This window comes from Marinococcus halophilus, from assembly GCF_002265875.1.
In the GTDB taxonomy this organism is placed as follows: Bacteria; Bacillota; Bacilli; order Bacillales; family Marinococcaceae; genus Marinococcus; species Marinococcus halophilus.
The window spans coordinates 81,769-103,466 of the sequence record NZ_NPFA01000004.1; the positions used below are offsets into that span (position 1 = coordinate 81,769).

At 49.0% G+C, this 21,698-nt stretch carries 21 protein-coding genes; 8 read left to right on the plus strand and 13 right to left on the minus strand.

Annotated elements, in window-relative coordinates; genetic code table 11:
- Positions 1-78: 78 nt before the first annotated feature.
- Genes CHL76_RS05570 through CHL76_RS05580 form a run of 3 tightly spaced genes read left to right on the plus strand, consistent with a single transcriptional unit; the run spans position 79 to position 3,065 of the window.
- A complete protein-coding gene (locus tag CHL76_RS05570; protein WP_094908073.1) occupies positions 79-1,134 on the plus strand; it encodes a toxic anion resistance protein in 1,056 nt (351 codons plus the stop codon).
- Positions 1,135-1,169: 35 nt separating this feature from the next.
- Positions 1,170-2,081 (plus strand): hypothetical protein, encoded by a 912-nt coding sequence (locus CHL76_RS05575; protein ID WP_094908074.1) that lies wholly within the window; start codon positions 1,170-1,172, stop codon positions 2,079-2,081.
- Between the two features lie 21 nt (positions 2,082-2,102).
- Complete coding sequence (locus CHL76_RS05580; RefSeq protein WP_094908075.1) at positions 2,103-3,065, plus strand: DUF2777 family protein; 963 nt, start codon at positions 2,103-2,105, stop codon at positions 3,063-3,065.
- A 36-nt stretch (positions 3,066-3,101) separates the two neighbouring features.
- On the opposite strand, the gene CHL76_RS05585 is transcribed toward CHL76_RS05580, so the two are convergent.
- The 4 genes from CHL76_RS05585 to CHL76_RS05600 are packed head-to-tail and all read right to left on the minus strand — an operon-like array spanning position 3,102 to position 6,464.
- Complete coding sequence (locus tag CHL76_RS05585; RefSeq protein WP_158219082.1) at positions 3,102-4,580, minus strand: PH domain-containing protein; 1,479 nt, start codon at positions 4,578-4,580, stop codon at positions 3,102-3,104.
- A complete protein-coding gene (locus tag CHL76_RS05590) occupies positions 4,573-5,094 on the minus strand; it encodes a PH domain-containing protein (protein WP_094908077.1) in 522 nt (173 codons plus the stop codon). The genes CHL76_RS05585 and CHL76_RS05590 overlap by 8 nt, the downstream gene beginning before the upstream one ends.
- A complete protein-coding gene (locus tag CHL76_RS05595) occupies positions 5,091-5,300 on the minus strand; it encodes a hypothetical protein (RefSeq protein ID WP_079476544.1) in 210 nt (69 codons plus the stop codon). The genes CHL76_RS05590 and CHL76_RS05595 overlap by 4 nt, the downstream gene beginning before the upstream one ends.
- Before the next feature lie 24 nt (positions 5,301-5,324).
- Positions 5,325-6,464 carry a conserved virulence factor C family protein gene (locus CHL76_RS05600; RefSeq protein ID WP_079476545.1) on the minus strand — a complete coding sequence of 380 codons (1,140 nt, stop codon included), beginning with the start codon at positions 6,462-6,464 and terminating at the stop codon, positions 5,325-5,327.
- Positions 6,465-6,629: 165 nt separating this feature from the next.
- Between CHL76_RS05600 and CHL76_RS05605 the strand changes: the two genes are divergently transcribed.
- Complete coding sequence (locus CHL76_RS05605; RefSeq protein ID WP_079476546.1) at positions 6,630-7,355, plus strand: metallophosphoesterase family protein; 726 nt, start codon at positions 6,630-6,632, stop codon at positions 7,353-7,355.
- Positions 7,356-7,401: 46 nt separating this feature from the next.
- Here CHL76_RS05605 and CHL76_RS05610 read toward each other — a convergent pair whose 3' ends face one another.
- The 5 genes from CHL76_RS05610 to ilvA form a co-directional block, all read right to left on the minus strand.
- The gene (locus CHL76_RS05610) at positions 7,402-7,827 is read right to left on the minus strand and encodes a TlpA family protein disulfide reductase (protein WP_079476547.1); all 426 of its coding nucleotides are present in this window, start codon (positions 7,825-7,827) and stop codon (positions 7,402-7,404) included.
- The gene (locus CHL76_RS05615) at positions 7,781-8,170 is read right to left on the minus strand and encodes a thioredoxin family protein (RefSeq protein ID WP_079476548.1); all 390 of its coding nucleotides are present in this window, start codon (positions 8,168-8,170) and stop codon (positions 7,781-7,783) included. Before CHL76_RS05615 ends, CHL76_RS05610 begins: the two co-directional genes overlap by 47 nt.
- Before the next feature lie 79 nt (positions 8,171-8,249).
- Positions 8,250-8,774 (minus strand): type 1 glutamine amidotransferase domain-containing protein, encoded by a 525-nt coding sequence (locus CHL76_RS05620; RefSeq protein ID WP_079476549.1) that lies wholly within the window; start codon positions 8,772-8,774, stop codon positions 8,250-8,252.
- A gap of 31 nt (positions 8,775-8,805) precedes the next feature.
- On the minus strand, positions 8,806-9,552 hold the full coding sequence (locus tag CHL76_RS05625; RefSeq protein ID WP_094908078.1) for a DUF3891 family protein: 747 nt from the start codon (positions 9,550-9,552) through the stop codon (positions 8,806-8,808).
- Between the two features lie 33 nt (positions 9,553-9,585).
- Positions 9,586-10,833, minus strand: coding sequence for a threonine ammonia-lyase IlvA (gene ilvA / locus CHL76_RS05630; RefSeq protein ID WP_079476551.1), 1,248 nt, complete (start codon positions 10,831-10,833; stop codon positions 9,586-9,588).
- A 285-nt stretch (positions 10,834-11,118) separates the two neighbouring features.
- On the opposite strand from ilvA, the gene CHL76_RS05635 reads away from it, so the two are divergent.
- Both CHL76_RS05635 and CHL76_RS05640 read left to right on the plus strand, forming a co-directional pair.
- A complete protein-coding gene (locus CHL76_RS05635; protein WP_079476552.1) occupies positions 11,119-11,427 on the plus strand; it encodes a phasin family protein in 309 nt (102 codons plus the stop codon).
- 32 nt (positions 11,428-11,459) lie between these two features.
- On the plus strand, positions 11,460-13,136 hold the full coding sequence (locus tag CHL76_RS05640; protein WP_094908079.1) for an ABC1 kinase family protein: 1,677 nt from the start codon (positions 11,460-11,462) through the stop codon (positions 13,134-13,136).
- 60 nt (positions 13,137-13,196) lie between these two features.
- Here the strand turns inward: CHL76_RS05640 and CHL76_RS05645 are convergent, their stop codons facing one another.
- From CHL76_RS05645 to CHL76_RS05655, 3 genes are read right to left on the minus strand one after another with little or no spacing between them, the layout of a single operon-like run.
- Positions 13,197-14,039 (minus strand): sulfurtransferase, encoded by an 843-nt coding sequence (locus tag CHL76_RS05645; protein ID WP_094908080.1) that lies wholly within the window; start codon positions 14,037-14,039, stop codon positions 13,197-13,199.
- 15 nt (positions 14,040-14,054) lie between these two features.
- The gene (locus CHL76_RS05650; RefSeq protein WP_079476555.1) at positions 14,055-14,414 is read right to left on the minus strand and encodes a DUF1798 family protein; all 360 of its coding nucleotides are present in this window, start codon (positions 14,412-14,414) and stop codon (positions 14,055-14,057) included.
- A gap of 55 nt (positions 14,415-14,469) precedes the next feature.
- Positions 14,470-14,736 carry a DUF370 domain-containing protein gene (locus CHL76_RS05655; RefSeq protein ID WP_079476556.1) on the minus strand — a complete coding sequence of 89 codons (267 nt, stop codon included), beginning with the start codon at positions 14,734-14,736 and terminating at the stop codon, positions 14,470-14,472.
- A 146-nt stretch (positions 14,737-14,882) separates the two neighbouring features.
- On the opposite strand from CHL76_RS05655, the gene recU reads away from it, so the two are divergent.
- Together recU and CHL76_RS05665 are read left to right on the plus strand one after the other, a co-directional pair.
- Positions 14,883-15,485, plus strand: coding sequence for a Holliday junction resolvase RecU (recU, locus tag CHL76_RS05660; RefSeq protein WP_079476557.1), 603 nt, complete (start codon positions 14,883-14,885; stop codon positions 15,483-15,485).
- 87 nt (positions 15,486-15,572) lie between these two features.
- Positions 15,573-18,110, plus strand: coding sequence for a PBP1A family penicillin-binding protein (locus CHL76_RS05665; RefSeq protein WP_094908081.1), 2,538 nt, complete (start codon positions 15,573-15,575; stop codon positions 18,108-18,110).
- A 40-nt stretch (positions 18,111-18,150) separates the two neighbouring features.
- Here CHL76_RS05665 and CHL76_RS05670 read toward each other — a convergent pair whose 3' ends face one another.
- The gene (locus tag CHL76_RS05670; RefSeq protein WP_094908082.1) at positions 18,151-21,693 is read right to left on the minus strand and encodes a dynamin family protein; all 3,543 of its coding nucleotides are present in this window, start codon (positions 21,691-21,693) and stop codon (positions 18,151-18,153) included.
- Positions 21,694-21,698: the final 5 nt, after the last annotated feature.

A 21,698-nucleotide genomic window follows, 5' to 3' on the forward strand; every position in this document is an offset into this window, starting at 1 on the left:
CTGTTCATAAACTATTGTTAATAACATACGATATATAAATAAAGGCCCCGTGGAATTAACTATTGAGGAGGAATCTGCATGACTGATGCATCCAATACGAATCAAGAAGATTTAACCCCCTCCACAAACGAAGGGAAAAGCAGGGAAGAAGCTGAAAAGTTTATCGAGCGTTTCAAGAATGAAAAGGATTCAGACCAGCTTGTCAGCACACTCGGCGGCCTTGGGGAAACGGAACAGCGCAAGGCTGGTGATTCTCTTGAAGCACTAAAGCGGCCTGTCCGTGAAATGATGGATCAAAAAGACAATGAACTTCCTGATAAACTTCATGAATTAAAAACGGTGGTAGGCGAGCTTGAACCGGAATACCTGAAGGAAGGCCGTTTCCAGAAAACGCTGAATAAAATTTTGCGCCGGGACCCAGTAGAGCAGTATGCAAAAAAGTATGAAACTGTGGAATCCCAGGTGGACAATATTATTCATGGCCTTCTCGCCGGCAGGGATAAGCTGCAGGAAGACAATGTCATGCTTGAAGAATTAAGAGAAACTGCCATCAAGCGTATTGAAGAGCTCGAAACACAAATTGAAACCGGCAAACAGCTGAACGCCATGCTCGAAGAAGAAATGCTTCAAGAAGAATGGCGGGATAATCCGGCAGCTATTCAAAAAGGCCAGCAGAAAGTGATCTCGCGGGTAAAAAACATGGCGCAGGCAGTGATGGTTCTGCAGCAATCGATTGCCTCGATTGACCTGATCGTTGACAACAATGGAAAGCTCGAGGAAGCGATTTTTAATGCTATTACCATGACCAAAAACATTGTTACCGTCACCGCTTCCATCCAGCTTGCTCTCGGCAATCAGCGGAAAGTGATCAATGCGGTGCAGAGTGTCAACGAATCCACCGAAAATATGCTTACCAACAATGCACGCATGCTGAAAGAAAATACGGCTGACACGCTGAAAACACTTGAGGAACCGGCTATTGCCCTTGAAACGTTTCAGCAGGCTTACCAGGATGTGTATGAAGCCATCCAGATGACCGAGCAGTCCAATGAGCGTATTGTCGCATCAAGCAAACAATTTATTTCTGAAATGGACGAACTGAATAATCAAATGAAACACAAGCTGTTAAACTAATATGATAGACACCAATGTATAGGACGGTGAATCACTTGGCTAACAAATGGTTCGAACATCCCTGGATCGAGCGCTTCCTGCCGGACCATATGCGACCGGTGGATGATCATATCTTCTCCGACAGCCACGGACTGTTTATCGTGGAGGAAATGGAAGCAGCGATCGACCGGGTGATTGCCCGGGCGGAGGAACTCCGTCAGTCAAAGCGCCTAAAGCGCGAAAACGAACTTTTTTTGTTCCGCATGAAGCTGACAGCCCGGCGCATCCGCATAACGAGCTCCGAAAAAGAAAGGTCCCAGGCGGCCATTCAAAAAACAGTGACGATTGATTATGTAAGAAGTACTGATGGGCATACCCCGGCTTTTTTGCGGGAAGCGCTGGTGCATTATATGAAGAATGGCAAAATGCATGCCCGGAATATTGAAAAATCTTCCTATTTTCAGCATATTTTTCGAAAGCTTGAAATGCTTGATTATACCCTGCAGGGCCGGGCTCCCCGTGATATTCAGCTGCACACGGCCGAGTCGGTCCAGACAGAAAAAGCCCCCGAAGAAACACCGGTGAAATGGCATGCAGCGCTCGACCGGTTTTACCAGCACTATGTAGTTCAAGACGCTAGTATCCCGCCAGACATCCAACAGGAAATCCAGCAGATTGCTCAAGAGCTTGAAGAGCTGCGCTCCACGTCTTCCCTGCAGTTTGACGTGGAGGAGGAGTACCTGGTAGAACGTATGCTCAGCCGAGAAATACCGGATTTAATCGAAACGTACCGGCTCCTTGAACCGAATCACCGGCACGAGCAGCACGATGCGCTCCTGCAGGCGCTTGAAGCGATGCACAGACGAATTGGCTCACTCCGCATGGAACAAAACGATGTCCATGCCCGGAAGATGCGCCAGCTGTTGAAGATAAACGAAAAAAGATACCGGCAGGAAAAGAAATTTTAAAGGAATAAAGCGAGGTTCACTATGAAACGACAAGAAGCATTTGAGCACCAAGGCCGCCCCGTGGTTGTCGATTACGGCAGATCCGGGGCCTATTATGGTATTTTGGAACAAACTTCCGCCGCTCCCCGTAAAATATGGGAAGGCCGTGTCCGGATCCAGCAGGCCCACCGTCTTCCAGAAGTAGAAAAAAAAGAAGCAGTCCATGAATTTAATTTAGAGACTATCACCGCTCCAGGCACTAAAATCTACGCGGCTGATGAGCGTACTCCTGCCTCCTATGAGCATTCCGTCGTCCAACTGCTGGAAAAGGAAATCTCTTCCCCGCTCGTATCCTACAGCGATAAAAAAGAGTGGAAGCGCCTTTTGCACTCACTTTCCGTTACCTTTACACCGGAGCCGAAAGAACCACAGGAAGAGTCTTATATTTATTACGAAATTCACCGTTCGAGAGGAAATGTGTTTCTGCGGGAGGCGCCAAACGGCCAGGCCCTCGACATTGAAGACTGTCCATTCGAACTTGAGATTTCTCCGGCAGGTCTTCCGTGGCGCCGTGCAGTACATTATTACGATATGTATTTCCGCAACGATCACGGACAAATTTTCGAACTCCAGGAGTACGACCATGTCCGTATTCACAGTGATCAATTCCGCCCGTTTGCTATCTTTCTGAATGAGCTTGAAGACCCTTCCCGCTATAGCCTGGTTAAAAATATACACTCTAACGGCTTCAGCAAAGAGGATCTGATTGAGTGTCACAATCACCTGCTGTATCAATTGATGCAGGAGCCCGAAGAGACTTCTTTTACCGGAGTGAATTTTTTGTATTTCCGGAAACAGCAGTCCGTGCTCATCGTCCAGCACCATTATGAGCGCATTCTGCACGCAGAGAATGAGGACTATGTGTTCGACCGTTTTGAGATTACCACCGATAAAGGAGCCCGTAACCTGTTTATTTACACTAACTCGTTTTCCTGCAGGCAGTAATTATAACCATGCACAAAAAGGCTTTTGAACTGTGGTTCAAAAGCCTTTTCTTTGTGTTTTAGCAGCAGCGCTATCGCATGCCTTCTGGTACCAGGAAAAATAGGCCGCTTCGTCTTGTTCATCTACATCCCGTAAATAAACTGTCCTTCCGGTCACGCTGCTGATAACCGAAGCTGAAATTGTATACAGCTTCCGTTTCCGCTGGAAAAAGGACTGGGTGTTTTCCAAATATTGAATACGTCGCTTCGGTACGAAGTTATATATAGCACTCCAGGCTCTTTCCCGGACAATCAGCTGCTTTTCTTCCACCTTCATGCCGGATCCTTTGTAGCACATCCATCCCCACCAGGTGAAAAAGAACGGCACTACGGCTGCTGTCCAGCCATAAGGCACCCAGATGGCTGTTGGAATGAAGACCAACCACCAAAAAACCGAGGCCCGGAACATGTATCTTCTTGCAGCCCGTTTCGGCAGTTTGTTTACCTTTTCCGGAATCAATGCCGTATCGTCAATCTGCTTCATAAAGGTATGTAACTGCTTTTGGTGAATAAGCGGCAGCAGCATGATCGAATTCTGGCCCCGTTCGGTACTTCCACCAGCACTGTCTATATACACCGCCCACATCCCGAGCGCCTGCCTGGCTGGATTACTGATAAAACGAATACACGTTATCCGGTGCATTTGAAGCGTAATCTGCTTTCGTTCGAGAAGCCCCCATGTGATTTCAAGATCATTTCCGGTTCGGTTCACTTCGAAATTTCCGTGCTGCACGAGCGTCCATGCAGACGAGACGAGCCAGCTGAGCAGTGCTGTCCCTAACAGTCCCCCGATAATAAACCAGTAGCTCAGATCAATTAACACACCAATCGACTGCTCCACCCACGCATCGGGAAGAAGATTTCCCACTTGGGAATACAAGCCGGCTAAAGCAGCAAAAATGAGGCCTGCGCGCCCGGAGGTGAGCCCGGCTATGAAAATGGCCCGCATCGGCACTTTCCAGGAAAATGCCGGTGAAGCCGGCTCCGGGGCTGCCTCCTCCCCTGAATAATCTTCTTTTTCTTCTTCCGCCGAAAGCGGGGATTTTTGGATGAGGGCTGCCTGAATCATATCTGCCTCTTCCCGGCGGATCGCCTGGACCGACGCTTCCGCTTCTGCTCCACCGCCCGCTGTTTCAATATTAAGGCGGACAAGGCCGAACATCCGCTGAATGATGCCTGCAGTAATGTCTACCGATTGGACACGCTGGCTGCGGATAAAACGTTCCTTTTTCACAAAAATGCCGTAGTGAATCTGAAGCTCTCGTTCTATTAAACGGTAACGAAAAAAAACCCATTTCATGATGCTGCTGATGATGATAAACAGAACTAACAGCAAAAAAATCCAGTTAACTGGAAGCGGTCCGGAAGCCGTGCTTCCAGCAAAAAACGTAATAATCAGCGGAAAAAGAAAATCTTTCAACTGACGAAAAAAAACGGTTACAATAGCTGCCGGGTGCATGCGTCTCCATTCATTCATCGTCATCATCCGTTCCAGCTAAAAAGGCTATGCGATTTCGCAGCTCCGGCGCCGTCTCTTCTTTAAGAGCCGGAATTTCATGCATGCCGGCTGCGGTGGAGATGGTGACGGTGGAAAGCCCGTAGCGCTTGTAAATCGGCCCCTGAGCTGTGTCTACATGCTGGATGCGCACCATCGGAATCAGCACGTGCTTAGAGATAATGACGCCGTACTGAAGCTCCACTTCCGTTTCGTATACCTCGTAGCGCCAGCGCTGCCATTGCCATTTCGGCAGCGCCCAGGCGTACCAAACAGAAATAACAATTAAAAACCCAAGGACTCCGCCGAGAGACCAGCGGAGCCATTCCGGCCACCCGAACCAGATGGCGATCACAAGTAAAGCAAGAGGGATGAAAGAAACTACAGCCATTTCAATCATCCCCTTGAAGCGCCAGACCGTCAGCGCGTCTTCAGATATACGCTGTGACGGAGCCGGCCTCGTTGCATTTTCTTCCTCATAGATGCCGTCATTCATTCCTCATCCTCCACGTAAATAATCGTGACTCCTTCGTCCTGCAGCACTTTCAGCACTGCGTTGTTCAGCGTTTCATCACGAAGAAGGCCAAGAGAAGCGGCCAGCTCAAGCTCTTTTAAATCACCATTTTCAGCGTCCTCAATCAGCTCGAGCACTTCCTCCATATTTCGTTCTTCAAGCTGCTGTCGTACTTCTGCTTTTGTCATCGTTCAGGCTCCTTCCCTTCTCTATTACGACCTGGGTTTTCGCTCCTGTTCCATTTTCTCACTCATCTGCTTCCAGATGGACCCTTTTGCTTCTTTCCCGCCTTCAATTCGTTTTAGTGCGAGCTTAATCTGCAGATCCACTTCAAATTCCGGGTCCCCGCTGGCTTCTTTTAAAGCCTCTACGGCGGAACTGTCACCTACTTCATATAAAAACATTGCCGCACGCCAGCGCACCAGCTTGTTTTTGTCCTTCAGCGCTTCAATCATGTCGGGGATGCCCGCAGGGTCCCCCAGATCAGAATACGTGTCTGCTGCTGTTCTTCGCACGGTGACAGACGGATCCTGCATCGCCTTTTGCAGATCCGGAAGTACCTGAGGATCTTCAAGCATGCCTAAATACACGACGGCGAGCCGGCGAATCGCCGGTTTTTCATCTGCAAGCCCTTTTTGGATGACCGGAAGATCTTCCATGGAAGGATCCATCTGGTCAAAGGCTGCATAGCGCTGTTTCCAATCCGGCTCCTCCATCATCTCCATGGTCACTTTTTTAAACTTCGGCTCTGTTTCTTCCGCTTCCGGCGTATTCGCGATTCGCACCAGCCGTTTCAGCCGTTCATCGGGATAAGCAGCAGCAATCTCTTCTGCCATGTCGCTGCCTATCTGTTCCAGATCCTGGCCGTAACGAACCCCGTAATCCTCCCATTTGCGCTGCATCACGATGTTATCGTCTTCAAGCTGGGCTTCAAACGCAGCGGTCTGAAAGCGTTCCGGCAGACCCTGGCGTTTTTCTTCCTCGCCAGCCAATAGTTTTATCTGCATCGGGATGTTTTTAAACATCTGTACCTGTGCCTGTACTTCCCCGAACGCTTCCTGCGGCTCTTCCGGCTCTTCGGCCGGCTGCTCCACCTCTTCGCCGAATGCCTGGCGCACCTGAGGGAGCAGCTGCTCCCAGTCGGCTTTTGGATGACGCTCGAGGGCCATAAAGTCAGCGACGTGATACACACCTTTAATGCCTTCGATCTCCAGCAGCTGCTGGATCGGTGCCGGTGCATCTTCTTTATTTTCCGGTTTATAATTGCCTGTCGTTCCAGCAGGCAGCGTTTCGTTAACATTCAGCTTCATCGTATGAGGACTCGGTGTTGGCTCAATGGATGTAATATGCATGATTAATCTCTCTCCTTTAAAATAACGTCCCGATTTGCACGTCTGATTATAGCACAGGAGAAGCCTCTCCTGCCAACCGGCTTGTGCATTTGCATTCCAAACCAGCCCGCTGTTCTGATACACTATAATAAGATTGTTTTAAAAGCTCATGAGGAGGTTATTACGTTGCAAATTGCACTTCTTTCCGACGTCCATGGCAATGCACGAGCGTTAAAAGCTGTATTAAACGACCTGCATGCCTTATCGGTAGACCATATGTATATGCTTGGCGATCTTGCTTTTCGCGGACCGGAGCCAAAAAATTCTATTGAAACCGTTCAGTCCCTGCCTGCAAAAGTACTGAAGGGAAATGCAGACGAATGGATTGTCCGCGGCGTGCGCGAGGGGGAGGTGCCTGAAGCTAAGCGCTCTATTATGAATCAGGAGAGAGAGTGGGCACTCGAGCGACTTTCCAGCAATGACATTAAATACTTAGAAGAACTTCCTGAGTCATTTCTCGATGACTATGAAGGCTTCCGCTTGTTCGCCTTCCATGCGGTGCCGGGCAGCCTGTTCCCTCCAGTGCCTGTCGACAGTGATGCTTCTGTTTTTGAAGAATCATTTTTCCAGAAGCAGGAGGCAGACATTTATGTATACGGCCATGTGCACACTCCATCCATTCGAAAAATAGGAGCGAGATGGGTGATCAATACAGGGAGCATCGGCCTGCCCTTTGACGGGGACCCAACACCGTCCTACGTTCTTTTGACTATCGAAGACGGAGAAATCATCCCGGAAATCCGCCGGGTGCCTTATGATACTGATGAAGTTTTAGCACAGTTTGATGCTAACGATTATCCAAACAGCGACCAGGTAAAACGCATTATTTCTTCTGGACGCCCGCCAAAATGAAGCTTATCCAATATATGCAAAAAGCCCGCCGTCCGCAGCGGGCTTTTTATATGCTGTTTACCTTCTGCAGGCTTTGCATAATATCAATAAATGATGCTTTATCTCCGTATTGGGCAACAATGTCGCCTTGTTCATCAATAATAAACGTACTCGGCACACCTTCGCATTTATAGCGTCTGTACGTATCCACGCCTTCGTCCTGAAGTACCGGGAAACGATAATTGTTGTTTTCCACATACATTTCAGGATCTTCTTCCCGCCGTTCACGGCCGGTTACGTTAATTGTAACAAACTGCAGCGGACTGTCTACGTTCATTTGTTCATAAAACCGGTTTTTCTGCACCAGATCCGCGGAAGAATCCGGGCACCAGGATGCCCAGAACGTTAACAGTACCGGCTTTCCTTTCAGCTGTTCCAGCGACCATTCAACGCCGCTCGACATTTCTTTGAGTTGAAACTGAGGGGCCTGCATGCGAATCCTCCTTTGATTCTGTCAAATCTTTTTTCAAGTATGAATGCAGCTGCTCGAGCAAATATGCGCCCGACTGCATTTTGTACAACCGCTGCTTTTCTTCTCCACTAGCAAAAACCATTAAGCACGGCACGCTCTGGATCTCGAGCTGCCTGGCCCGCTCAGGAGCGGTGTTAATATCTACTTCCAGAAAAGAAGCACCGGCATACAGTTTTTCTATCGGTGCAAGCATCCGTTTTGCCAGCTGGCACGTGCCGCACGTCGGGGAGGTAAACAGGACCACCTGGCGTCCCTCCCGCGCTTTTAGCATCTGCTCAAGCTGTTCGCTCGTTTTTCGTTCCAATTAGTCCTCCCCGCTTTATCTCCCAGACCTTTACCAGCTGGCTTCTTATAAAATGCCCGGCTGGCGCGGCCTGGTCTTTTTACTGCGCACGAAAAGCTTCGACAAGCGCCTGATTGTAAGCTGGAATATCCGGCGGGCGCTGGCTTGAAACGATATGGCCGTCTACGACTACCGGGTCGTCTGACCATACTGCGCCTGCGTTGGTCATGTCGTCCTTGATGCCTGGCGTGCTTGTTACATGAACACCCTTCAGAATCCCTGCTGAAGCAAGTACCCACCCGGCATGGCAAATTTCACCAATGATTTTTTTATGGTCATTCATATACCGTACAATCGAGAGCACTTCACTGTAGCGGCGGAGTTTATCCGGTGCCCATCCTCCGGGCACCAGCACACCGTCATAGTCTGCCGGGTCCACGTCGGCGAGCGCTGCTTCAGCTGCCGCCGGCACGCCGTGTTTTCCCGTGTACGTTTTGCCGTTTTCTTTTCCGGTAAGGAGCACCTCAGCGCCTTCTTCACGCAGCCGCATGACCGGCACCCACAATTCTAAATCTTCAAAGTCGTCTTCTACAAATGCAATAATTCTTTTGCCCTGCAGTGTCATGATGATTCCTCCTTTATCGTGCTTTTAACAGCTAGTCCGCAGGCTGCAAAGTTACCCGGCGGCTGTCCGGCTTCACATCCCACAAATCCTTGGGCGCCTGAAGCGGCTGTTTTACGCAGCGCCGTTTTACCTCAACGGTAAAAGGTTCCGTAAACGGAAACGGCTGCAAAACTACCGTCTCTTCATCTTTCCAATGGGCCTGGATCGTTTCATGATTGAGCGAGTCGAACGTCTGGCGGAAGCCGTCCCGAAACCAGGGAACCTCCTGTTCTTTGGAAGCCCCCGGCGTATTCATGCATATATAAAGAGATAAGTCGTCAAAAAACTGAAGCAGATGAAAATGCTCAGCTGCCATCAGAAAATTCCACTGCCAGCCGACAATCAGCCGCTGCTGGCGGGCAATTTCTTCCTGCATAAAAGCGATTTCCTCCGGCACCTCGGATTCTTTAAAAAACGAGCCGTAATGGCTGCTGAGCAGGTAAGCCTGGTACGGATCTTCCTCTTCAAGAGCATTAATAGTATTTCGGTAGGCGCCAAGCTTCGGCGGCACCGGGTAATGCACAAACGATACCGGCCACCCGTTTTCATCAAGCATCGGTTCTTCATCCAGTGTTTTCCAGGCATCGTCGTGCCTGGAGGTGGCTTGAAGCGCTGAAGGCCAGGATGGCTGCTGTTTGAATGTTTCATGGTGCCAGTATTTCATGCACTCTCCTGAAAGAGCCGCGTGCTCCTGCTGCATCATAACCTCTACCCAGCCGTTCCGATTCTCGCTGATCATTGTATCCGCTCCTTTTCTGCCCTTGTACCGTTTTTAGATTAGGAAATTAAACAGCGTTTCTTCTTTATTGATTTCCGTATATTTGATGCCGCGGTCTTTCATCCTTGTCAGCAGCTTGTCGTAGTCCGAAGGGTAAGTCACTTCAATACCGACAAGCGCCGGCCCGTTGGACTTGTTGTTTTTCTTGTTGTATTCAAAGCGGGTAATATCATCATCCGGCCCAAGCACGTCGTGTAAAAATTCCCGTAAAGCGCCCGCACGCTGCGGAAAATTCACAATAAAGTAGTGCTGCAGTCCTTCATAGATCAATGATTTCTCCCTCATTTCTTCCATGCGGCCGATATCATTGTTCCCTCCGCTGACAATACAAACGACCGTTTTTCCTTTGATTTCTTCTTTATGGAAATCAAGAGCTGCAATCGACAGGGCGCCTGCCGGTTCAGCCACCACCGCATTTTCATTGTACAGTTCCAGAATAGTGGTGCATATTTTGCCTTCAGGCACGAGCGTAATGCTGTTAAGAAGATCCTTACATACATCATATGTCAGTTCTCCCACCCTCTTTACTGCAGCTCCGTCTACAAATTTGTCGATATAGTCGAGGGAAACGACGCCCTGATTTTCAATGGAGGCCTTCATTCCAGGTGCACCGGCCGGCTCACAGCCGATGATCTTCGTGGAAGGAGAAATGGAGTTAACATATGTGCCGACCCCGGACACAAGCCCTCCACCGCCGATACAGGAAAATAAATAATCGATCGGCTCTTCAATATCATTCATAATTTCCATCCCGACCGTGCCCTGTCCGGCGATCACTTTTTCATTGTTGAACGGGTGCACAAATTCCATGTCGTGCGCTTCCCCGTAAGCATTCGCTTCATAATAAGCGTCGTCAAACGTGTCTCCTGTAAGTACTACTTCCACATACTCCTTCCCAAATAACTTCACCTGGGAAATTTTCTGGCGCGGAGTCGTATTAGGCATGAAAATATGGCCCTTTACCTTCAGTGCCTGGCAGGAATACGCCACCCCCTGGGCGTGGTTACCAGCGCTTGCGCACACGACGCCATTTTCAAGCTTATCCTTGGGAAGGCTGCTCATCATATAGTACGCTCCGCGAATTTTAAATGAGCGCACCACCTGAAGATCCTCCCGTTTTAAATAAATATTGGCCCCGTAACGTTCAGAAAGCACCTGGTTTTTCTGCAATGGGGTATGCGTTACCACGTCTTTCAGCGTTTGATTTGCAATGATAATGTCTTCAATGTGTATATTCCCCATACAAGCAACGTTCCTTTCTACTAAGCGCGCCTTCACTTTAGGTGTGAATGCCCGGTTAACATGATTATTGTAAATGCTCGAAAGCGGCAGAGATCTTCTCCGCCGCTTGTTGCTCTCGTTCAAACCCTTACTATTATAACATGAATATGCACACTGAAAAGCCGTGCGTTTTCAGGCTTTGCCTGCAGGGTACATAAATGATAATTCCGGCATTTCTTTATCCGTCCCGATCTTTGGTATAATGTATTTAGTGCAATTCTTTCAAATCATAAAGGGGGATTTTTCATGAACGATATGCTGAAAAAAGGATTTTTTCTCGGACTCGGAGCGGCCTCATATGGACGGGAAAAAGTCCAGACATACCTTGATGATCTGGTGACCAAGGGAAAGATTACCCCGAGGGAAGCAGACGAATGGAAAGAAGAAATGATTCAACGAGGATCGGTGCAGAGCGATTCCTGGAACAGCCAGGCGAAAAACTCCTTCGAAAACCGGGTGGAAAGCATGGGCATCGCAACAAAACGGGATATTGAGCGGCTTGAGCTAAAGCTCGATGCCATTGAAAGGGCGATGAACAATTCTGACCGCGAATAACCGCAAATTTTAATTAAAGGAAGGAACGCTTCATGGCCATAACAAAAAGTATCCGGCACGCAAATCGATACAGAAAAATTGCTACCACTCTTGCGAAACACGGCTTCGGATATATTTTGCAGGAAGTGGGACTTTTTCATATTCTTTCTCTTCCTAAGCGGATCATGTCGGATCCCAACGACTGGAATACCCAGTCTATCGGGGTCCGCCTCCGGCTTGTTGTGGAAGAGCTTGGCCCAGCATTCATCAAACTCGGCCAGCTTGTAAGTACCCGAAGGGACATTTTTCCTCCGTCCATTGTCGATGAACTTGCAAAGCTTCAGGATCATGTGCCGCCGTTTCCGTATGAAACAGCCAAATCGGTAATCGAGCATGACCTTCATGAACCTCTTGGCAACATTTATTCCTATTTTGATGAAATTCCTATAGCCGCTGCATCAATTGGCCAGGTACATAAAGCAGTACTTCATGACGGACGGGATGTTGTTGTAAAAATCAGCCGCCCGCATATTAAAGAGATTATCGAACAGGATATCGATATTCTGCGGGATCTGGCCCGTCTCCTCACTCAACGATTCCAATGGGCCCAGTTTTATCAGCTTCAGGATGTTGTAGAGGAATATGTTGCTGCCATACGGGACGAATTTGACTATTTTACCGAAGCACGCAATGTAGAAAAAATGGCACGGGCCCTTCAGCACTTTGATTCTGTTCAGGTTCCTGAAGTTTATGAAACCTGGTCATCACGCCGCGTGCTGACTATTGAATATATCGAGGGGTATAAACTCTCCGAGCTTAGATACGCTACTGTTGAATTTGATAAAAAGAAGCTCGCTCACCATCTGGTGGACTCTTTTTTACACCAGGTGCTGCGTACCGGTTTTTTTCATAGCGACCCCCATCCCGGGAACCTGCTTTTTAAAAAGGGAAACATTGTTGCCTACATTGATTTCGGGCAGGTCGGCCGCTTAAGCAAAAGCATGCGCAGACAGTTCATTAACTATGTTATTGCCATGACGAGGCAGAACACCCGGGATGTAGCGGCTGCGATCTATGAAATGGCCGACTTTCCGGAAGATATGGATACAGAAATTTTTGAAGAGGACGTAGAATACCTTTTATCCAAATATTACGAAACACCTTTTAAAGAGATTGAAATCGGCGCAGCCATCAACGATGTATTTTCCACCTCACACCGATATGGTATCAGCATCCACAAAGAATTTACGATGCTTGCCAAAGCCATTATTACGATTGAATCCATTGCTACTGAGCTCGACCCGGACTTAAGCATTGTGGAAATTGCCGAGCCTTACGGCAGGATGCTTGTAAAAGAACGGCTGAACCCGCAGGACCGGATCGAGGATGTATTTCGCGAAGGCAAAGCACAGTTTGGCTATATCCGCGAGCTACCGAAGGAAATTCGTTCTGCATTGAAAAAAATTAATGATGATGAACTCGGCGTCGATGTGCGCATGCCCCGCATAAATATTTTAATGAACAAGCTTGATCGGATCGGCAACCGCCTAAGCTTCAGCGTCATCTTACTTGCGTTTAGCATCGTGATGGTCGGCTTGATCGTCGGCTCTACGTTCGGGGATAACAATTCAATCCTCGTTCAGCTCCCAGTCATCGAAATCAGCTTTATTGTCGCGTTCTTTTTGTTTGTCTGGCTGCTGTACGCAATTTTCCGATCGGGGCGTTTTTGATGCATTTATATAAAGCAAAGCTGCCGGCAGGAAGCCGGCAGCTTTATTATTTCATCCACCTTATAAAGTATTTGGCTCTTTTTCAATTGGAAGGTCCGGATAGGAAATCCAATCACTCCAGCTTCCATTATAAAGACGCACCTGTTCGATTCCAGCCTCTCTCATGCCGAGTACGTTGACGCAGGCTGTAATACCCGAGCCACAGTAAGAAATAACTTCATCAAATCCCTCGAGTCCCCGGAAGTGGTCACGCAGCTCATCCTGGGATTTCCATGTGCCGTCTTCGCGAAGTACATCCTTCCAGAAATAATGATAGGCACCGGGAATATGACCAGAAACTGCATCCACTTCTTCGTTTTCTCCAGCATAGCGCTCATAGCTTCTCGCATCCACGAGGGCCACATGTTCGTTTCGCAGCTGCTGCTTTACTTCTTCGAGATGGACCAGCTGGTTCGGCTCACGGTCTATTTTCATCTGCTTCATAAGCGGCGTTGGGATTTCCTCTGTTGTCGGGAACCCTTCTTTCACCCAGTGAGTATAAGAGCGGTCGAGGACATATGTATTCGTATGGCCCGCATACTGCATCAGCCACCAAAATCTAGCTGCCCCCATGCCTCCCTGGTCGTCATAAGCTACCACGGTCGTCTGCATGTCTATTCCACGCTCTGACAAAACCTGGGCGAAAAAGTCCATATCCGGTAATGGATGGCGCCCTCCGTGGGTACCTGCCTGGGCAGATAGATGCTTATCTACATCGATAAAGACAGCACCGGGAATATGATCTTTAACATACGCTTCATGCCCCGCGGCTGCATCTTTCAGTTCAAACCGGCAGTCCACCACCCGGACGTGTTCATCGCGGCGGTGTTCATCCAGCCATTCAGAAGAAACTAAAAAGCTCAACTTACTCTCCCCTTTCTAGGATTCTTGTTTTAACTGCGTTTGAATGCTATTTAGAATAAACTCCACAGCCTGCAGCGTTTCCTTGAACTGTTTTTCTTTTGTTGTCCGCTGGTAGGCCTGGAGAGAGGCATTCATAATGTTATCGTACGTATCCTCCATCTGGGATTCGTGCAGGTACGGATAGCTTGTCGTCTGCACCCAGGCAGAAGCCTCCTCTTTCCATACATCTGCTTCCCCTTTTACCTTGTCGACAAACGGCTTCACTTCCTCGTAAAAATCCGGACGGTCGTCCCGTTCCTGTACCTCGTAAAAAACCTGTTCCGCTTCGTCCATCCGGCGCTTCATCTGGTCGCAGCTTTCGAAAAGCCCTGGCATCGAAAAACCCCCTTTTGATACAAAGAACGCTTCCCTTTTCAGGAAAGCGAATATTTTATGAAGTGCTCTCTTCCTGCTCCTGCTGATTGCTTACCCTTTGAGCAACTGTTTCCGGCTGAATGGCCGACAGCAGCACATGGTCGCTGTCCGACAGGATGATGCTCCTTGTTTTCCGTCCGTTGGTTACATCGATAAGCATTTTTCTTTCACGTGCTTCCTGAATCAAACGTTTTGTCGGGGCAGAATCAGAGCTCACAATTGAAATTACCCGTTCTGCCATCACCATATTGCCAAATCCAATATTAATCGGTGTATCGCTCATGCTATCCCCTTCCTTTCTCATTCTTTTCTATCCTAACACGAACAACCAAGGCTTTGTCTATCATTGTAAGCACAGGAAACATAATTCCCGGCAGAAATTATGGTAAAATAGCAGAAGGCAGTAATTTTTAGAAAAGGAAGATTCCTATGGCTTACCGCTACCCCAATGGAAAAGTATACCGCCCGAACAAAAACACTCCCTCCCGGCAGAGCCCGCCGGCGGAAAAAAGCTTTGCCAACCGCGGCATGACACTTGAAGAAGACATTAATGAATCCAACGATTACTACATTGCACGTGACATCGGAATCATACATAAAAAGCCAACGCCCGTACAGATTGTCGATGTGCATTATCCGAAGCGAAGCGCTGCACGCATCACCGAAGCATATTTCAAACAGGCTTCCACCACAGATTATAATGGTGTTTTTGCCGGGCGTTATATTGATTTTGAAGCGAAAGAAACGCGCAATAAGACAGCCTTTCCGCTGCAGAATTTTCATGATCATCAGGCGGAGCACATGCATAAAGTCCAAAAGCAGGACGGTATCGCATTTGTGCTTCTCCGTTTCACTGTACATGGGGAGACGTACCTGTACGACGCTTCCCGGTTTCTTCACTGGTATTACGGCCAGTCGAAACGAAAATCCATTCCTTATAAGGAACTTCAGGAACACGGGCATCCGATCCCGCTCGGCCTTCATCCAAGACTCGACTATTTAAAGACCGTGAAGGACGTTTATTTTCACTGAACATACGTGTAACAAAATAAAAATTTGAACGTCTAATGCCTGGGTACACAGAACTAGATGCTATGCACAACGAAAGGACGAACGTCAATGAGTGACAATTACCGGTCCCGCCGGGAAAAACGAACGGCCGACCAGAAGAACCCTAAAAATAAACAAAAGAAAAAGCGCAAACGGCCGCTTTGGCAGACATTCATTATATGGGCGCTTTCGCTCATGCTTGTCTTCATGACTGCCGGTGTCATTATTGTCGCTTATATGATCAATCAGGCCCCGGAACTAGACGCGGAAGCGATCGTTTTATCGGAGGCTGCTACGGTATACGACCAAAACGATGAAGAGATTGCCCAGCTGCAGAACAGCAGCAACCGGGAACTCGCCGACATTGAAGAAATGCCCGACTATGCGAAGGAAGCATTTATCGCGGTAGAAGACGAGAGGTTTTACAGCCACTTCGGCATCGACGTTCAGCGGATTTTTGGAGCATTATGGGCAAATTTTACTGACGGTTTCGGCTCCCAGGGGGCTAGCACTATCACCCAGCAGGTTGTGAAAAATGCGTTTCTTTCCCCTGATAAAAATATATCGCGTAAAGTCCAGGAGCAGTATTTAGCCATCAAACTTGAGCAGCAGTACAGCAAGGATGAAATTCTCGAAATGTACGTCAATCTAATCTATTTCAACCAGGGAGCCTACGGCATCACCCAGGCCGGGCAGACCTATTTTGGAAAAGAGGATCCAGGCGAGCTCACGATCGCAGATGCTGCTCTTCTAGCCGCTATTCCGCGCCGGCCTACGTATTATGACCCGGTGCAAAATCCGGAAAATGCCGAGGAACGAAGAAACCAGATTATTTCTATGATGAATGAACAAGGCTACATTACCGACGAGGAAGCGGAAGAAGCTTCTAGTACCCCGGTAGATGAACAGCTTAACTACCAGCCGCCGGAAAACGGCGCCGCCTATGACTCCTTTATGTCTTACGTCCAAAACGAGCTTGAAGACTTTGACGGCATTGAGGCATCTGATATATACACAGCTGGCCTGAAGGTCTACACGACGCTTGATACTGAAGCACAGGAACAGGCCGAAGAACTGATCCAAAGCCCCGAGGCGCTTGCAAGCTTTCCGGATAATGAAGAATTTCAAATCGGCTTCACGCTGCTTGACACCCAGACTGGCGCAGTGAAAGCCATTGTCGGCAACCGTCAGAGCCCTGATACGGCAATGAGCTATAATTTCGCTACCGACCCGAACCAGCCAGGTTCCACTATCAAGCCTGTCCTGGATTACGGTCCGGCTATCGAAAATATGCAGTGGTCTACGTACCATCAGATCGAGGATGAAGAATACCAGTACCCGGACACAGACACCGACGTACGCAACTATACCCGGGACTACCGGGGCAGTGTCAGCATGCGTGAAGCGCTGACGGATTCCCTGAACGTCCCTGCAGTAAAAACGCTTGAGGAAGTCGGCCTTGATAATGCCAGGTCGTTTGCCAACGGTCTTGGCCTTGGCCTTGAGGACGTCTACTATGGTTCAGCTCTCGGCGGGCTTGAGCAGGGGGTTTCCTCTGAGCAGATGGCCGGGGCCTACGCCGCTTTCGGAAATGAAGGGGTTTATAACGATCCTCACTCTATCCGGCGGATTGAGTTTCCGGATGGACGGACGATTGACTTTGAACCAGAGCAGGAGCAGGCGATGGAGGACTACACTGCCTATATGATTACAGACATGCTAAAAGACGTTATATCTGAAGGCACCGGCACCGGCGCTCAGATCGACGGTCTCCCGCTCGCCGGCAAAACTGGCACAACCAACTTTACAGAGGACGAAATGAACAGCCTGAATATCCCTGAGGGCGGTGTACCAGACGTATGGTTTAATGGTTACACTACAAATTATACAGCTTCTGTCTGGGCGGGCTTTGAAAGCCGATCGGAAAATAATTATCTTGTAGACGGGCAGACTGAAGCTGCCAAAGATGTTTTCCGCGAGATCATGCAGCAGGTGAGCAGCGGCATCGACACTCCTGACTTTGAACAGCCCGATTCTGTTGTGACAGTACAGTTGAATGAACAAACGGGGGAACGGGCTACATCCAGCACCCCGGACGCTGAGACAATTACGGAGCTGTTTGTAGAAGGTGAAGTGGACTTCCAGGTTACTGAACCATCCCCTGAGAATGAATCGGAAAACGGGAGAGCACCAGAGAATGAAGAGCCAGCTGAAGACAACAGCTCTGACGAAACTGAAGACAGTCAGAGTGATCCCGAACCGGCAGAGGAGCCAGCTGAAGAAGCTGATGAGAACCCAGAAGACACACCAGAAGACACACCAGAAGAAAACCCAGAACAGAGCCCGGAAGAAAGCGGTGGAACTGAAGAGGGGACGCCGGCAGAGGAAGATTCCGGCACCACAGAAGAAGGCCGCGAAGAAGAAACAGACACAGACAGCGAAGCCCCGGCCGAATCTGAATCAGATGCCGGCGGGGAAAGCGGTACCGGCGGCAATAACGGGGGCGAGGACACCGGAGATTCCCCACCGGAGTCAGAGACCTCCGAACCTGCGGAGCCAGAGGATAGTGCGTCTGAACCGGAAGAAGAAGCCCAGACAAACGAATAATAAACAAGAACCGCACGCCTTGTGGGCTGTGCGGTTTCTTTTATATATGAACCTCATTTTCTCTTTTAACCAACGGCGCAAGTTTTTCCCATTCTGCCTGCAGCACGGTGTAATAGCTCTGGTCATACCATGTGGACAGTCGCTCGAATTCCCTATTGAGAGCCTGGCTGTGTTCAGCATAAATATATTCAGAGACCGCCCCGATGCCGGCTTCAATGTTTTCTTCAAGCTCCTGGACTATTTCTTTCGTTACTTTTGCTGCTTCATTTTGAACTTCTTCCCCGTAGACCTCTTTCAGGTTTTTTATTTCCTGATGCACAAAGAAATCCTTTGCTGAGCGAAAATACGTTTCAAATGCTTTAGGCTCCACCTCGATACCGAGCGTTTTTTCTGCTTTCGGAATAAAAGAGCGGCTGGCATCGGGAACCTGAAACATTGGGAAATCTTCCCGGACGTTTCTGTACTGTTCTTCTATTTCCTGCTTCAACTGCCGCTTCATTAATTCTTCAAGACGGATAAACGCTGTTTCTCTTTCCTGGCCGGCCTGCACCAGCAGTTCCTCTTTAATTTCAGTCAGCCGTCCGGCCAGCTGCCTTCGCTGTTCTTTCCGGGTAGCCCCGTCGATAGTAACTGGGTTCACGGCTTTGTTGAAGTAGTCCTGATAAAATAGATAGAGACGCTTACGCACATGAATCAGCCGCTCTTCGGTGTCTGAGGCGAGCTCTTTTCGCAAACGCTCCATATGAAAGCGCTCCGGGACTTCTTTGTACTGCTGAAGCTTTTGCTTTAGCCGTTCTGCTTCTGCAGCGACACTTTTTGCATCGTGCTTTTGTACCTGCAACGCCCGCTCGAGCTGTTCTTTTAAATTGAGCGCCTGCTCGACGACATACTGCTGCTGCACCACAAGCAGCTCCTGCCAGATCTGTCCGGACAAATAATTTTCAAAGGCTGAAAACATCTCGTCTTCTTCGCCCTGCTGTTTTGCCTCCAGGCCGCGCTGGCTTGAAACAGGCAGCAGAAACGGGGCCTCAAACCCGTTCTGGCGCAGCTGTCCGCGCACATGATTGACGACCTGCCGGCGCTCATTGTCATCTCTTGCCAAGTCGGCGGCATTGATCAGGAAGTACAGTTTATTTTGTTCAAATTCCTCATTTGCCCGCGAAAGCTGCTGGATAAATCGTTCATCGGCATCTGAGAATGCATGATTGAAGTACGTAACGTAAAAAATAGCATCCGACTGACGTAAATGATCAAACGCGACATTGGTATGGCGCCCGTGGATGGAATTAACCCCTGGCGTGTCGGTTAATACAAGTCCCCGGTTCGTCCAGTAGCTCTCATAATAAAGAGTTACCTGTTTGACGAGACATGCTTTTTGTTCATCCGCCACCCAGGAGCTCCAGTCCTCCATATCGATGGTACGAATTTCGCCGAGCGAGGAATGATGTTTTTTGATGCTTTCCTGCAGGGTGTACATATACTGACTGTATGTTTCCATCCGGGCGTCGCGGGTCCGGTTTGGCTTTTTCCATTTTTGAATGGAGGCAAGCGAATACTGTTCCCCAAGCTCTTTTGATACAGCCTGGATTTCCTCGTCCAGAAAATCTTCATCTTTCAACTGCAGAATAACCGTGCCATGCGTGTAATCATTCTCCGGCGCACGGACAATATTTACAGCAGCCGTTGTCGGATGCGGTGATACGGGGAGCGCCGGAGCGCCAAGAAGCGCGTTGATAAAGCTCGATTTACCCGCACTGAAAGCGCCAAACACTGAAACATGAAGCTCCTGGTGCTGCAGATTCTCACATAGACGCTGCAAATGCTTCTTTTCTTCTTCAATTAACGGAGAATCAGAAGAATCGGCTGCGAATGCTTCCACCATCTGAATTTCTTCTTTGTACGAAGGAAGTTCCTTTTGTACTGGAGAAATACTTTCCTGTTCTTCTGTCGTTTCTTCCTCCTGCGATATAATAATTTCCGGAACATCGAAAGGCGCCTCTTCGCTCATCATCTGCCGGATTTCCTGCTCCCATTCCCGCCGGGAGGCTACGCTTTCCATCTGGCGTTCGAGCCGGGTGATTTCCTGATTCAGCCGTTCTTTTTCCTCTTGCCAGCCGTTTTGCAGTTCATTTAGTTTCGTTTGCTCCTCTTCCGACAATACCGGGCCTGCAGTTGAGGTAAGCACCCGTTCTTTTTCTTCGAGCAGTGCCTCCGCCTGATCTTTAAAGCGCCGGGTAATTAAAGCGGCGAGCTGATCGGTCACTTGAAATACATACTGCCTTCCCGTTTCCCCATCCGGGATAAACACTTCCAGGTCTTTACGTCCGAGTTGAACATCAATATCCTGCACACGATCTGTAAAAGTAGCGCTATAGGAAGAAGCGTCCTGCTTCTCAGGCTGCAGCAGTTCACGCACGTGAAACGTCAGTGACGCTTTAATGTTCTCATTTATATCTGCCAGCAGTGCTTCTGCCCGCTCCTCTCTGGCTTGTTCCGTTTTCCGTTTTTTATTAAACAAGGACCCTGCTTTGAATCCGGGCTGCCAGCTTTCAAGCCAGTCTCTTGCTTTATCTACAGTGGATGCTGGAAACAAATGTGCCTGGTCCAGTGTTCGTTTCCATTCCCTGAACCACTCGTTCCATCTTTCTTCACTGTCAGGCTGAGCGCTATCGTCAATAAGCTGTGCAGGAATTCCGGCGTGCTCTGTCCGTTCCTGCCAATCTTCAAGGGCTGTCTGCTGTTCCTCCCGCAGCCTGTCGCGGATTCGTGACAGCACGGTCTGGCGCATCCGTTCCTCACTTCGTTCGAGCAGTTCGCTTCCGTGATACAGGAGGCTTCGCACGTGGGCGGCAAACGTCTCCAGCTCGTTATCCGGGTACTGCTCCTCGCGCATAGAAATATAATACGTCGCAAGCACGTGCACCTGATTACGTTCAAGCGTTGCGGCAATCTGGTTGCGGTACGCCCGCAGCGTTATTTCTTCTTCCCAGTGCTTGTCCATCTGGTTGACAACAAAAATAATCGGTTTGCCCTCTGCCGTCAGCTGCTGCAAAAACCGGATGTTTGTTTCCGACTGAGCATGGTTATAGTCTGTAACATAAATAACAGCGTCGGTGGCCAGCAGTCTCTCCATTGTCACTGCCTGGTGCAGTGGATCCGTCGAATCCACTCCCGGGGTGTCCACCATCCGGCTGTGAGGCCCTAAAAACGGCAGGGGGGCCCGCATACGGATAGAACGGATATCCGCTCCATCCCGTCCCCACTTTTGCACCTGCCCCCACGGAATATCGTCTTCCCAGGCTTGGATTTGACCTTCGCGCGTCTCAACTTCAAGACCAAGCTCCCCGTTTTCAATCGATATAATATTGGCGCTTGTTGGAATCGGACTTGCGGGCAGCAGTTCGTTTTGAAGCAGGCCGTTTAATACAGTCGACTTCCCAGCTGAAAAATGCCCGCAAAACGCAGCTTCAAAATAAGGGCGCTCAATCTTTTCCTGCACCTCTTTAAGCATGGCGGTTTCTGCCGGATCCAATTGTACGTCTGTCTGCAGCCATTGTTGTTCCCAACCGCTCGTATATGCCATATTTT